The 12,452-nt window shown below is 65.6% G+C and carries 12 protein-coding genes; 3 read left to right on the plus strand and 9 right to left on the minus strand.

Going from position 1 to position 12,452, the window contains the following annotated elements; translation table 11 throughout:
• Nucleotides 1-2 precede the first annotated feature (2 nt).
• The 3 genes from trpE to rpe form a co-directional block, all read right to left on the minus strand.
• Complete coding sequence (gene trpE / locus BCEP18194_RS08185; RefSeq protein ID WP_011350817.1) at nucleotides 3-1,496, minus strand: anthranilate synthase component I; 1,494 nt, start codon at nucleotides 1,494-1,496, stop codon at nucleotides 3-5.
• A gap of 357 nt (nucleotides 1,497-1,853) precedes the next feature.
• Nucleotides 1,854-2,618: a phosphoglycolate phosphatase gene (locus BCEP18194_RS08190; RefSeq protein WP_011350818.1), complete on the minus strand. Its 765-nt coding sequence runs from the start codon at nucleotides 2,616-2,618 to the stop codon at nucleotides 1,854-1,856.
• A 4-nt stretch (nucleotides 2,619-2,622) separates the two neighbouring features.
• Entirely contained in the window at nucleotides 2,623-3,309 is a 687-nt protein-coding gene (gene rpe / locus BCEP18194_RS08195) for a ribulose-phosphate 3-epimerase (RefSeq protein ID WP_011350819.1), read from the minus strand.
• Between the two features lie 178 nt (nucleotides 3,310-3,487).
• On the opposite strand from rpe, the gene apaG reads away from it, so the two are divergent.
• A complete protein-coding gene (gene apaG / locus BCEP18194_RS08200; RefSeq protein ID WP_011350820.1) occupies nucleotides 3,488-3,862 on the plus strand; it encodes a Co2+/Mg2+ efflux protein ApaG in 375 nt (124 codons plus the stop codon).
• Nucleotides 3,863-3,884: 22 nt separating this feature from the next.
• Here apaG and BCEP18194_RS42040 read toward each other — a convergent pair whose 3' ends face one another.
• Nucleotides 3,885-4,028: a hypothetical protein gene (locus BCEP18194_RS42040; RefSeq protein WP_240462024.1), complete on the minus strand. Its 144-nt coding sequence runs from the start codon at nucleotides 4,026-4,028 to the stop codon at nucleotides 3,885-3,887.
• A gap of 28 nt (nucleotides 4,029-4,056) precedes the next feature.
• On the opposite strand from BCEP18194_RS42040, the gene mltA reads away from it, so the two are divergent.
• Complete coding sequence (gene mltA, locus BCEP18194_RS08205) at nucleotides 4,057-5,181, plus strand: murein transglycosylase A (RefSeq protein ID WP_241025284.1); 1,125 nt, start codon at nucleotides 4,057-4,059, stop codon at nucleotides 5,179-5,181.
• Between the two features lie 265 nt (nucleotides 5,182-5,446).
• Here mltA and paaK read toward each other — a convergent pair whose 3' ends face one another.
• From paaK to paaN, 5 genes are all read right to left on the minus strand, one after another.
• Nucleotides 5,447-6,745: a phenylacetate--CoA ligase PaaK gene (paaK, locus tag BCEP18194_RS08210; RefSeq protein ID WP_011350822.1), complete on the minus strand. Its 1,299-nt coding sequence runs from the start codon at nucleotides 6,743-6,745 to the stop codon at nucleotides 5,447-5,449.
• Nucleotides 6,746-6,783: 38 nt separating this feature from the next.
• On the minus strand, nucleotides 6,784-7,236 hold the full coding sequence (gene paaI / locus BCEP18194_RS08215; protein WP_011350823.1) for a hydroxyphenylacetyl-CoA thioesterase PaaI: 453 nt from the start codon (nucleotides 7,234-7,236) through the stop codon (nucleotides 6,784-6,786).
• 1 nt (nucleotide 7,237) lies between these two features.
• The gene (paaG, locus tag BCEP18194_RS08220; protein WP_011350824.1) at nucleotides 7,238-8,029 is read right to left on the minus strand and encodes a 2-(1,2-epoxy-1,2-dihydrophenyl)acetyl-CoA isomerase PaaG; all 792 of its coding nucleotides are present in this window, start codon (nucleotides 8,027-8,029) and stop codon (nucleotides 7,238-7,240) included.
• A 45-nt stretch (nucleotides 8,030-8,074) separates the two neighbouring features.
• Nucleotides 8,075-9,277, minus strand: a complete 1,203-nt coding sequence (gene pcaF, locus BCEP18194_RS08225) for a 3-oxoadipyl-CoA thiolase (RefSeq protein ID WP_011350825.1) — start codon at nucleotides 9,275-9,277, stop codon at nucleotides 8,075-8,077.
• Between the two features lie 87 nt (nucleotides 9,278-9,364).
• Complete coding sequence (gene paaN, locus BCEP18194_RS08230; RefSeq protein WP_011350826.1) at nucleotides 9,365-11,071, minus strand: phenylacetic acid degradation protein PaaN; 1,707 nt, start codon at nucleotides 11,069-11,071, stop codon at nucleotides 9,365-9,367.
• 129 nt (nucleotides 11,072-11,200) lie between these two features.
• On the opposite strand from paaN, the gene BCEP18194_RS08235 reads away from it, so the two are divergent.
• Complete coding sequence (locus BCEP18194_RS08235) at nucleotides 11,201-11,977, plus strand: enoyl-CoA hydratase (protein ID WP_011350827.1); 777 nt, start codon at nucleotides 11,201-11,203, stop codon at nucleotides 11,975-11,977.
• Nucleotides 11,978-12,452 lie beyond the last annotated feature (475 nt).

Below are 12,452 nucleotides of genomic sequence, written 5' to 3' on the forward strand. Positions count from 1 at the left end.
GGTCAGAAGTCGCTATCGAGGCCGTCCTGGACCTGTTCGGCCGCACGCAGCACTGCGCGCGCCTTGTTCTCGGTCTCTTGCCATTCGGATTCGGGCACCGAATCCGCGACGACGCCGGCCGCCGCTTGCACGTACAGGTTGCCGTTGTGGATCAGGCCCGTGCGGATCGCGATCGCGAGATCCATCTCGCCCGAGAACGACAGGTAGCCGACGGCGCCGCCGTACAACCCGCGCTTGACCGGCTCGAGTTCGTCGATCAGTTCCATCGCACGGACCTTCGGCGCACCGGACAGCGTGCCGGCCGGGAACGTCGCGCGCAGCACGTCGTAGTTCGTCATGCCGGGCTTCAGCTTGCCTTCGACCGAGCTGACGATGTGCTGCACGTGCGAGTATTTCTCGATGACCATCTGGTCGGTCACGTGCACCGAGCCGATTTCCGCGATGCGGCCGACGTCGTTGCGCGCGAGGTCGATCAGCATCACGTGCTCGGCGATCTCCTTCGGATCGTTGAGCAGCTCGGTCGCGAGTTCCGCGTCGCGCTCGGGCGTGTTGCCGCGCGGGCGCGTGCCGGCCAGCGGGCGGATCGTGACGATCTGGTCTTCGCCACGCTTTTCCTGGCGCACGAGGATTTCCGGCGATGCGCCGACCACGTGGAAATCGCCGAAGTTGTAGTAGTACATGTACGGCGACGGGTTCAGCGAACGCAGTGCGCGATACAGCGACAGCGGATTGTCGCGATACGGCTTCGTCAGGCGCTGGCCGACCTGGATCTGCATCAGCTCGCCGGCCGCGATGTATTCTTTCGCCTGGCGCACGGCGGCCAGATAGTCGTCCTTCTTGAACTCGCGGAACGTCTCGGTGCGCACGCTCGCCGACGTGACCGGCGGCTGCACGGTCGTGCGCAGGCGCTGCTTCAGTTCGCGCAGGCGCTGCTTCGCCTTCGTATAGGCTTCGGCCTGGCTCGGGTCGGCGTAGATGATCAGGTACAGCTTGCCGGCGAGGTTGTCGATGACCGCCACTTCCTCGGTCAGCAGCAACTGGATATCGGGCAGGCCGAGATCGTCGCGCGGCGTGGTGTTCGCGAGCTTCTTCTCGATGTAACGCACCGCGTCGTAGCCGAAATAGCCGGCGAGACCGCCGCAGAAGCGCGGCAGGCCCGGGCGCTGCGCCACCTTGAAGCGCGCCTGGAACGATTCGATGAACTGGAACGGGTCACCGTCATGCGTCTCGACGACCTGGCCGTCGCGCACGACTTCCGACACGCCGTTGCGGGTACGCACGAGCGTACGGGCGGGCAGGCCGATGAACGAATAGCGGCCGAAGCGTTCGCCGCCGACCACCGATTCGAGCAGGAACGAGTTGGCGCCCGAGCGTTCGGGCTGGGCCAGCTTCAGGTAGAGGGACAGCGGCGTTTCGAGATCGGCGAGGGCTTCCGCGATCAGCGGGATGCGGTTGTAGCCTTCGTTCGCGAGCGATTGAAATTCGAGTTCGGTCATGTTCCGGTCCTGTTCGGGACGAGCGGCGCGTGCGCCAGGGATCACTTGACGCTGCGCGGGGTGCCGTCGGCGAAAGGGCGGTCGATCGAGAAGTGCCTGTTGCCGGCCGGCACTCCGGGCGTGAACGTCGCGAGCCTGCGGCCGAGCCTGAACGCAAGCGTTCGGACGCGGTAGAACTCGAGGTGGTGCGACGATCGGCGCGCGGATGCGCAGCGAGATAAAAAACGGCGCTGAAGACGTGCTTCAGCGTACCTCATCGAAGAGGTTAGCGCGACCAGCGACGCCAGGGCCAGGCTCCCCGGTCGATGCTGCTCAGACTCCGTTTTTTATTCAGAAACATGCAGATGGAAGAAATAATCAGAGGGTTGGCCGGCCGGCGTTGTGCGCGGAGATCGCGCGAGCTGCGACCAGCAACGAATCGACTATACCATCCGAATTTATCGTTTGTATAGCTTTGCCATGGTTGTAGCCGTACGGCACCGTCAGCGTCGCCATCCCGGCCGCGCGGCCCGCCAGCGCATCGTTTTCCGAGTCGCCGATCGCGACTGCCGCATCCGGTGCGACGCCGAGCGCATTGCAGGCCGTCAGCATCGGCAACGGGTCGGGCTTCTTGCGCGCGACGCTGTCGCCGCCGAGCACGATGCCGAAGCAATCGGCCAGCCCGTACTGCTCGAGCAGCTCGACCGCGAAGCGGTGCGGCTTGTTCGTCACGCACGCGAGCCGGATGCCGGCTGCGCGCAGCGCGTCGAGGCCGGCGGCTACGTCCGGATAGAGGTGCGTGTGGCGGCCGTTGATCTTCGCGTACTCGGTCTGGTAGATCGCCAGCGCGTCGTCGAAGCGCGCGTGCGCTTCGTCGGCCGGGAAGCGCGGCTTCAGCACGCTCTGGATCAGGTGTTCGGAGCCCTTGCCGACGTAGCCGATCACCTCGTCGCGCGACGTGGCCGGTGCGCCGAGCTGCGCGAGCATCCCGTTCAGGCCGGCCGTGAAATCGTCGGCCGTATCGACCATGGTGCCGTCGAGATCGATCAGCGCCGCGTCGATGCGCGGCGTGGCGAAGCGGATCGGGGCGGCTTCCGTGGCGGCCCCGGCCGGCGCATGGCCGGCGAGCGACGATTCGGCCACGGTGTCAGCTCCGCTCGACGGTCGCGAGCGCGGCGCGCATCTCGTCGATCACCGTGCGGTAGTCGGGCTTGCCGAAGATGGCCGAACCCGCGACGAAGGTGTCGGCGCCGGCCGCTGCGATTTCCGCGATGTTGTCGGTCTTCACGCCGCCGTCGACCTCGAGCAGGATCTCGCGGCCGGTGCGCTCCGTGTACGCGTCGATGCGTGCACGTGCTTCGCGCAGCTTGTTCAGCGTTTCCGGAATGAACGACTGGCCGCCGAAGCCCGGGTTGACCGACATCAGCAGCACGAAGTCGAGACGATCCATCACGTGGTCGAGGTAGTTCAGCGGCGTGGCCGGGTTGAACACGAGGCCGGCCTTGCAGCCGTGGTCGCGGATCAGCGACAGCGTGCGGTCGATGTGATCGGAGCCTTCCGGGTGGAAGCTGATCAGGTTAGCACCGGCTTTCGCAAAATCGGGCACGATCCGGTCGACCGGGCGCACCATCAGGTGCACGTCGATCGGCACCTGCACGTGCGGGCGGATCGCTTCGCACACGAGCGGGCCGATCGTCAGGTTCGGCACATAATGGTTGTCCATCACGTCGAAGTGGATCCAGTCGGCGCCGGCGGCGACGACGTTACGGACTTCTTCGCCGAGCCGAGCGAAATCGGCCGACAGGATGCTGGGAGCGATGCGGAATTGGGTCATGGCAGGGGAGCGGGGACGTAGCGGCGCAAAACCGCCATTCTACCGTCCGGCGACCCGGTGCGCGGCGGCGGGCCGTGCGGTCGAGGCCCGATTGCGCATAGAATGCCGAACCAGTGCGGCGCGCCCGCGGCCCCGTTGCCCATGCCGGCGCGGGCAGTCATCTTCCAGCGGAAACACCATGAGTCAGTATCAGTTCACCGTTTCGGTGAAAACCAGCTACTTGCCGGAACAATCCGACCCCGATCGCCGTCAATACGCATTCGCGTACACGCTGACGATCCGCAACACGGGACAGGTCGCGGCGCAGTTGATCGCGCGTCACTGGATCATCACGGACAGCGAGAACCACGTGCAGGAAGTGAAGGGGCTCGGCGTCGTCGGGCACCAGCCGCTGCTGCAACCGGGCGAGCACTTCGAGTACACGAGCTGGGCCGTGATCGCGACGCCGGTCGGCACGATGCGTGGCGCGTACTTCTGCGTGGCGGAGGACGGCGAGCGTTTCGAGGCGCCGGTCGACGAGTTCGCGCTGCACATGCCGCGCACGCTGCATTGAGCGTGCGGAGCGCGTCAGGGCGTTAGCGCGGCTGGCGGTCGTTGCTGCGGGCATGCTTCTTTCTGCCCGACGACGTCCACACGACGATGAAGATCAGCAGGGCAAGCGCTACGAAGGCTTCGAGCGCGAAGATGAGCATCGGATATTGGTCGAGAAAATCTGACATGGCGGTTTCCATCAAGAACGGACATTGTATGTGGTTTGGGCCCCGGTTGGCCGGGTGGGTTGCGGCGGCCGCGGCAGCGGCGCTGCTTGCGGCTTGTGGTGGTACGCCGACGCGGACGTCGTCGCTGAAGCCGCCGACAGGCGCGGCGATCGTGCCGGGTCAGGTCGCCGCGAAGCGGCTCACGCCGGTCGCGTGGCAGCAGGTGCCGGGCTGGCAGGACGATTCGCTGATCGGTGCGACCGCCGCGCTGCGGCAGAACTGCGTGCGGCTCGCGCGCCAGCCGGCCTGGGCACGCGCTTGCGCTGCCGCTGACCGGCTCGACGAGCTCGACGTCAGCAGTGCACGTACGTTCTTCGAAACGTATTTCACGCCGTTCCAGCTCGCGAATACCGACGGGACGCTCGACGGGCTTGTGACCGGCTATTACGAGCCGCTGCTGCATGGTTCGCGTGTGCGCCGCGGCCCGTATCAGTACGCGCTCTACCGATGGCCCTCCGGTTATCGCGCGGGCGCCGCGCTGCCGGCACGCGCGCAGCTCGAACGCGCCGGCATCCTGAACGGCAACGAACTCGTGTGGGTCGACGACCCGATCGAAGCGTTCTTCCTGCAGGTGCAGGGCTCGGGACGCGTGCTGCTCGACGACGGTTCGGTGATGCGGGTCGGCTTCGGCGGCACCAACAACCAGCCGTACCGCTCGATCGGCAAGTGGCTGCTCGATCGCGGCGAGCTGACGCCCGCCCAGGCGACGATGCAGGGCATCAAGGCGTGGGCGAAGGCGAACCCGACCCGCGTCGACGCGTTGCTCGACACGAACCCGCGATTCGTGTTCTTCCGCGACATGCCGACCAAGGAAGATGCGCCGCATGGCGGTGCGGACGGCCCGATCGGCGCGCTGGGCGTGCCGCTGACGCCGGAGCGTTCGATTGCCGTCGATCCGTCGTCGATCCCGCTCGGCACTCCGGTGTTCCTGCAGACCACGCGCCCGCTGACGAATACGCCGATGAACCGGCTCGTGTTCGCGCAGGATACGGGCTCAGCGATCAAGGGCGGCGTGCGGGCCGACTACTTCTGGGGGCTCGGCGACGATGCAGGCGATCAGGCAGGGCGGATGAAGCAGGTCGGCCGGATGTGGCTGCTGTTCCCGAATTCGTGATGTGAGGCGGCGCGGGTGGCTTCGGTCGCTCGGGTCGCCGCCGATGCATTCGACGCGGTATTCGTAGACGCGACGATGGGCGTGGGGTGCGTTGCCCTGATCGTGAGGGCGCCCGTGCGGTGTCAGCTTTCGTGATGCGCGAGTCGCGTCGGCGGGTGCTCCAACGGTGCGCCGGAATGAAACAGCCCGATCGGCCAACGCCGATCGGGCTGTTTCATTTGCAGCGACGGATTCAACGCGCGTAATCAACGCGCAGCGATTTTCGTCAGCCCTTGCGCTTGTCGACGACGCGTCGCGCCTTGCCGACCGAGCGCTCGATCCCGTTCACGGGCAGCACGTTGATCACGGCCGTCACGCCGATCAGCGACTTGATGTCATAGGCGAGCGCCTGTTTTGCCGCGTGGATTGCTGCAGTATCGGGCGCGGTTTCGGGGCAAGGCTCGACGTTGAGCGTCATCACGTCGAGCGGGCCTTCCTTCGTCAGCACGATCTGATAGTGCGGTGCGAGCGCGCGCTGCTTGAGCAACTGCTCCTCGATCTGCGTCGGGAATACGTTCACGCCGCGCACGATCATCATGTCGTCCGAGCGCCCCGTGATTTTCTCCATCCGGCGCATCGTGCGAGCCGTGCCCGGCAACAGCCGCGTGAGGTCGCGGGTCCGGTAGCGGACGATCGGCAGCGCTTCCTTCGTCAGCGACGTGAATACGAGTTCGCCGAGCTCGCCGTCCGGAAGCACTTCGCCGGTTTCAGGATCGATGATTTCCGGATAAAAGTGGTCTTCCCAGATGGTTGGGCCGTCCTTGGTCTCGACGCATTCGGACGCGACGCCGGGGCCCATCACTTCGGACAGCCCGTAAATGTCGACCGCATCGATGCCCATCCGCTGCTCGATCGCGACGCGCATGTCGTTGGTCCAGGGTTCCGCACCGAAGATGCCGATGCGCAGCGAACTCTGCACCGGATCGAGGCCCTGGCGCTCGATTTCGTCGGCGATCGACAGCATGTAGCTCGGCGTCACCATGATGATGTCGGGCCGGAAATCCTGGATCAGCTGCACCTGCTTCTCGGTCTGGCCGCCGCCGAACGGAATCACGGTCAGCCCCGCGCGTTCGGCGCCGTAGTGCGCGCCGAGCCCGCCCGTGAACAAGCCGTAGCCGTAGCTGATGTGTACTTTGTCACCGCGGCGCGCACCGGCGGCGCGGATCGAGCGCGCGACGAGATTCGCCCATGTGTCGATGTCGCCGGCCGTATAGCCGACGACCGTCGGCTTGCCGGTCGTGCCCGACGACGCATGAATGCGCGAGATCTGGTCCTGCGGCACCGCGAACATCCCGAACGGGTAACTGTCGCGCAGGTCGCTCTTCGTCGTGAACGGGAAGCGCGACAGGTCGGCGAGCGTCTTCAGGTCGTCCGGATGGACACCCGCGTCGTCGAACTTGCGACGATAGACGGGGGAGTGGTCATACGCATGCCGGAGCGACCACTTGAGGCGTTCGAGCTGCAGCGCGGTCAGCTCGTCGCGTGAGGCGGTCTCGATCGGCTCGAGCGGTAGCGGGGTAGTCATGCATGTCTCCAGTGTTTGTTATGTGCGAGCCGTCGACGTCAGCGGTCTTCCGGGATGACCGTGCCCTTGATCTGGGCGGATTTGCCGCGAAACATCGCGACGGTTTCGCCGGTCTGGTTCGTGACGCGGATGTCGTAGATGCCTTGGCGGCCGGCGCGCGCTTGCTCGATCGCCTCGGCCGTCAGCACGTCGTCGCCGTGCACCGGGCGCAGGAATTCGATCGAGCAGCCGGCCGCGACGGTATTCACGTTGTACGAGTTGCACGCGAACGCGAACGTCGAATCGGCCAGCGTGAAGATGATTCCGCCATGGCAGGTCTGATGACCGTTCAGGAACTCGGGACGCACGCGCATCTGCAGACGCGCGTAGCCGGCACGTACTTCGGCGATTTCCATCCCGAACGCGCGGCTGCATGCGTCGGCTTCGTACATGGCCCGTGCGGTGGCGCGGGCTAGCGAATCGGGGTCGAGCGTGGCAGTGGCATTTGTCATGTCAACGCCCCTCGAAGCGCGGCGCGCGCTTCTCGATGAATGCTTTCACGCCTTCCGCGTAGTCGTGCGACTGGCCGAGCGTGCGCTGCAGGTCGCGTTCCATGTCGAGTTGCTGGTCGAGCGTGTTCGTGACACTGGCGCGCATCGATTGCTTGATCGATGCGATCGCAAGCGTCGGCTGCTGCGCGAGCTGGGTGGCGAGCTGGCGGGCTGTCGCAGCGAGCGTGTCGTCGTCGACGGCACGCCAGATCAAGCCCCATTGCTCGGCCTGTTCGGCCCCGAGCTTGTCGCCGGTCAGTGCGAGCCCCAGCGCGCGTGCCATGCCGACGCGTTGCGGCAGGAACCACGTACCGCCGGAATCGGGTACGAGCCCGATCTTGACGAAGGCCTGGATGAAACTGCTCGAGCGGGCGGCGAACACGAGATCGCAGGCGAGCGCGAGATTCGCACCGGCGCCGGCCGCCGTACCATTGACGGCGGCGATCACCGGAATCGGCAGACGCTGCAGGCGGCGGATCAGTGGATTGAAGTGTTCGTCGATCAGCGTGCCGAGGTCGGTAGACGCGCCCGGCGTGAAGTCGAGATCGGCCAGGTCCTGGCCGGCGCAGAAGCCGCGTCCCGCACCTGTCAGGATCAGCGCGCGCGCGCCGGCCGCCTCGACATCATCGAGTGCCGACTGCAGCTCGCGATGCATCGCCCGCGTAAAGCTGTTCAGCTTGTCGGGGCGGTTGAGGGTGATCGTGGCCACGTTCGACGCGTGATCGATATCCAGCTGAATCGCCTGATAGGACATGCAGTATCTCCTTCATGACTTCGTTATAGGCGCGCGGTGCGTGGGTTACACGCGTTCGATCGCGAGTGCGATGCCCTGGCCGACGCCGATGCACATCGTACAGAGCGCAAAGCGGCCGCCCGTACGCTCGAGTTGGTGGAGCGCCGTGGTCACGAGCCGGGCGCCCGATGCGCCGAGCGGATGCCCCAGTGCGATTGCGCCACCGTTCGGGTTCACGCGCGGATCGTCGTCGGCGACGCCGAGCATGCGCAGTACCGCGAGCCCTTGGGACGCGAACGCCTCGTTCAGCTCGATCACGTCGAACTGATCGATGGTCATGCCGAGCTGGCGCAGCAGTTTCTGCGTGGCGGGTGCGGGCCCGATGCCCATCACGCGCGGCGCGACGCCGGCTGTCGCCATACCGATGACACGTGCGCGGCGGCGCAGGCCGTACTGGTCGGCTGCCTGCGCATTGGCGAGCAGCAGCGCGCACGCACCGTCGTTGACGCCCGATGCGTTGCCGGCCGTCACCGAGCCGTCCGCACGCACGACGCCTTTCAGTTTCGCGAGCGCTTCGAGCGACGTCTCGCGAGGGTGCTCGTCGCGCGATACGACCACCGGATCGCCTTTCTTCTGCGGAATCGTGACGGCGACGATTTCCTCGGCGAGCGTGCCGTCCTGCTGCGCACGCGCGGCCTTCTGCTGGCTGCGCAGCGCGAACAGATCCTGGTCGGCGCGGCTGATGTTGTAGTCGACCGCGACGTTTTCGGCCGTCTCGGGCATCGAATCGACGCCATACAGCTGTTTCATCAGCGGATTGATGAAGCGCCAACCGATCGTCGTGTCGAAAATGTCAGCTTGGCGTGCGAACGCGCTCGTGGCCTTGCCCATCACGAACGGCGCACGCGTCATGCTCTCGACGCCGCCTGCGATCATCAAGCGCGCCTCGCCCGCCTTGATCGCGCGCGCAGCTGTGCCGACCGCGTCCATCCCGGAGCCGCACAGCCGGTTCAGCGTCGTGCCGGGCACGTCGGTCGGCAGGCCCCCGAGCAGCGCCGACATACGCGCGACGTTGCGGTTGTCCTCGCCGGCCTGGTTCGCGCAGCCGTAGATCACGTCGTCGATCGCCGTCCAGTCGACGTCACGGTTGCGCTCGATGAGCGCCTTGAGCGGCACCGCACCGAGGTCGTCGGCGCGGACATCTTTCAGGGCGCCGCCGTAGCGGCCGATTGGGGTGCGAATCGCGTCGCAGATATAGGCGTCTGTCATGGGCGTATCGATGAGCAACGAACCCGCCAGGTGGCGGATTCGTTCATGGTAGAGAACGTGGCGGCGTTTGCACGTCGGCCATTCGGGTTATGCCGGCTGGCCGGCTTCCACAGGTGCAGCCTTCGGGGCAACATGGACGCGGCTTTGCACCACGCGGAACCGGTTGGCGACGAACGCCGGGTCGGCCAGCGCCGCGTTGGCTGCAGGGTTCGCGCCCGTGCCGTGGAAATCCGAGAACGCTGCCGACTGGTTCACGAACACACCGCCCGTCAGGTTGATCGACAGCGCGACGCCACCGCGCACCGCCGCGTCGTGGGCGGCGTCGACGATCGCATCGTCGGTGCTGTAGACGGAGAGCGTCAGCGCGCCATGTTCCGCCGCGATTTCCCCGGCGAGGTCGAGCGATTGCACGGTCGAGTCGGTCGCGATCACGAACGAGATCGGGCCGAACCATTCCTGCGTGAATTTCTCGCGATCGGCCACGTCGAGTTGCAGCACGAGCGGCGTGCGCACGCGGGCATCGGGGAACGCAGGGTGTTGGAGGGTCAGGCTGTCGGCGAGCACGCGGCCGAGCTGGCGGGCATCGTCGATGCGTGCGGTCACGCCTTCGTTCTGGATTGCGCCGATCAGTTCGACCGAGCGTGCCGGGTCGCCGGTGAGTTTTTGCACGGAAAGGGCGATTGCCTGTGCGACCTCGTCGAAGCTCGCATGGCCGTCCGCCGTCCGGATGCCGTCGCGCGGCACGTAGATGTTCTGCGGTGCCGTGCACATCTGGCCGGAGTACAGCGCCAGCGAGAACGCGATGTTTTTGGCGGCGGCCTTCAGGTCGTCGGTCGAGTCGATCACGATCTGGTTGACGCCAGCCTTCTCCGTATAGACCTGTGCCTGGTGAGCATGGCGTTCGAGCCACGTGCCGTTTTGCGTGCTGCCGGTGAAGTCGATCAACTTGATCTCGGGGCGCAGCGCGAGATCCTGAACGAGTGCGCCGTCGTTGGGTTCGGTCGCGAGGAGCGTGACGACGTTCGGATCGAAACCGGCTTCGCGCAGCACGTCGCGAGCGATCCGGACGGTGACGGCGAGGGGCAGGATCGCGCCCGGATGCGGTTTGACGATCACGGTGTTGCCGGTTGCGAGATCGGCGAACAGGCCGGGGTAGCCGTTCCAGGTCGGGAACGTGCAGCAGCCGAGCACGAGCCCGGTGCCGCGCGGGACGATCGTATAGCGCTTGTGCATCGCGAGCGGCGGGTTCTTGCCTTGCGGCTTTTCCCAGTGTGCTTCGGCGGGGATGCGGCGCAGTTCGTCCCATGCATAGGCGACTGCCTCGAGCGCGCGATCTTGCGCGTGCGGGCCGCCGGCCTGGAACGCCATCATGAATGCCTGCCCCGTGGTGTGCATCACGCTGTAGGCGATTTCGAAGCTGGCCCGATTCAGGCGCGCGAGGATTTCGAGGCTGACGCCGATCCAGGCGCTCGGGCCGGCTTCGCGCCACGAGCGTTGCGCGGCGGCAGCGGCGGCGATCAGTTCGTCGGGCGTCGACTTCGGATACCGGATGCCCAGTGCAACGCCGTACGGCGACCGCTCTGCGCCGACCGTTTCTCCGGACGCTGGCTGGTCGAGCGCGAACGTCTTGTCGAGGTGCGACTTGAACGCGGCCTCGCCATCTGCGTTCGCGCTTTCCCCGTACACTTTGGGGCTCGGCATTTCGGCGAACGGGCTCCAGTACCCGCGGCTCTCGATGGCGGCGAGTGCGTGTTTCAGCGTGTCTTCGTGCTTCGTGAACAGTGCATGGGTCATGGCGGCAGCCTGATGGACGTTGAGAGGGGTTGGATCGATTAATTAACCGACCGGTTGGTCGGAGAATGGTAGCATCAAACTATTCGCATGTGCGAGGCGTTTCTCATTTCATTGATCGAGGAGAAATAGATGGCTTACGAGAACATCCTGGTGGAGACCCGGGGGCGTGTCGGGCTGGTTACGCTGAACCGTCCGAAGGCGCTGAATGCGCTGAACGATGCGCTGATGGATGAGCTGGGTGACGCGCTGAAGGCGTTCGATGCGGACGATGGTATCGGTGCAATCGTCGTGACCGGGAGCGAGAAGGCGTTCGCGGCCGGCGCAGATATCGGCATGATGGCGACCTACTCCTATATGGATGCCTACCGGGGCGACTACATCACGCGCAACTGGGAGACGGTCCGCGAAATTCGCAAGCCGATCATTGCGGCGGTTTCTGGCTTTGCGCTGGGTGGCGGCTGCGAGCTGGCCATGATGTGCGACATCATCTTCGCGGCGGACACGGCCAAGTTCGGCCAGCCGGAAATCAAGCTGGGCGTCATGCCGGGGGCGGGCGGCACGCAGCGCCTGCCGCGCGCGGTGTCTAAGGCGAAGGCGATGGACATGTGCCTGACCGCGCGTTTCATGGATGCTGCCGAAGCGGAGCGCGCGGGGCTCGTGTCGCGCGTATTGCCGGCCGACACGCTGCTTGATGAGGCGCTTGCCGCCGCGGCGACGATCGCCGAGTTTTCGCTGCCGGCGGTCATGATGGTCAAGGAGTCGGTGAACCGCGCGTACGAGACGACGCTGGCCGAAGGCGTCCACTTCGAGCGTCGGCTGTTTCATTCGCTGTTCGCGACCGAAGACCAGAAGGAAGGGATGGCGGCATTCGTCGAGAAACGGAAGCCGGTGTTCAAGCACCGCTGATCGGGCTACTTGGGTAGTTGGCCGGCGACTGGTGGGTATCGGTTGTCGGCGTGATTGCCGGGCCCGCCGAGCCCCAAGCCCCCGTGCGCGTCAGCGCACGGGGGCTTTTTCAAATTTTTTTCACAAAGGGGCTTGCGCAGTTGGGGACGGGTGCTTAGAATCACGCCTCTTTCGCGCTAACGGAAACGCGGCGCGGAAGAGGGAAGCAGGGTTGGCGGTGTGCTGGAGTCTGGAGCGCGCAACCGGCCTGGAGGTTGAGCCCCGCAGTCGCAACGATGTAGTGAAAAAAGTTGTTGACGAAATGCGAAACACGGTTCATAATCTCGCTTCTCTGCTGCTGAAAACGCAGCGCTGCTGAGAAATGCGAAGTTCCTCGCAGAAACGCTCTTTAAAAATTAACAGCCGATAAGTGTGGGCGCTTGATGGAAGCGAGCTGATCCTCGGACCAGATAGCGAAAGTATCAAGAGTCTCACA

It is taken from the genome of Burkholderia lata (genome assembly GCF_000012945.1).
In the GTDB taxonomy this organism is placed as follows: Bacteria; Pseudomonadota; Gammaproteobacteria; order Burkholderiales; family Burkholderiaceae; genus Burkholderia; species Burkholderia lata.

Excerpts from the sequence above, each read along its gene's own strand:
- BCEP18194_RS08235 (WP_011350827.1), top strand. The coding sequence starts at position 11,201 with ATGGCTTACGAGAACATCCTGGTGGAGACCCGGGGGCGTGTCGGGCTG.
- paaI (WP_011350823.1), bottom strand. The coding sequence starts at position 7,236 with ATGACAAATGCCACTGCCACGCTCGACCCCGATTCGCTAGCCCGCGCC.
- BCEP18194_RS42040 (WP_240462024.1), bottom strand. The coding sequence starts at position 4,028 with ATGTCAGATTTTCTCGACCAATATCCGATGCTCATCTTCGCGCTCGAA.
- trpE (WP_011350817.1), bottom strand. The coding sequence starts at position 1,496 with ATGACCGAACTCGAATTTCAATCGCTCGCGAACGAAGGCTACAACCGC.
- rpe (WP_011350819.1), bottom strand. The coding sequence starts at position 3,309 with ATGACCCAATTCCGCATCGCTCCCAGCATCCTGTCGGCCGATTTCGCT.
- pcaF (WP_011350825.1), bottom strand. The coding sequence starts at position 9,277 with ATGACAGACGCCTATATCTGCGACGCGATTCGCACCCCAATCGGCCGC.
- paaN (WP_011350826.1), bottom strand. The coding sequence starts at position 11,071 with ATGACCCATGCACTGTTCACGAAGCACGAAGACACGCTGAAACACGCA.
- apaG (WP_011350820.1), top strand. The coding sequence starts at position 3,488 with ATGAGTCAGTATCAGTTCACCGTTTCGGTGAAAACCAGCTACTTGCCG.
- paaK (WP_011350822.1), bottom strand. The coding sequence starts at position 6,745 with ATGACTACCCCGCTACCGCTCGAGCCGATCGAGACCGCCTCACGCGAC.
- mltA (WP_241025284.1), top strand. The coding sequence starts at position 4,057 with ATGTGGTTTGGGCCCCGGTTGGCCGGGTGGGTTGCGGCGGCCGCGGCA.
- paaG (WP_011350824.1), bottom strand. The coding sequence starts at position 8,029 with ATGTCCTATCAGGCGATTCAGCTGGATATCGATCACGCGTCGAACGTG.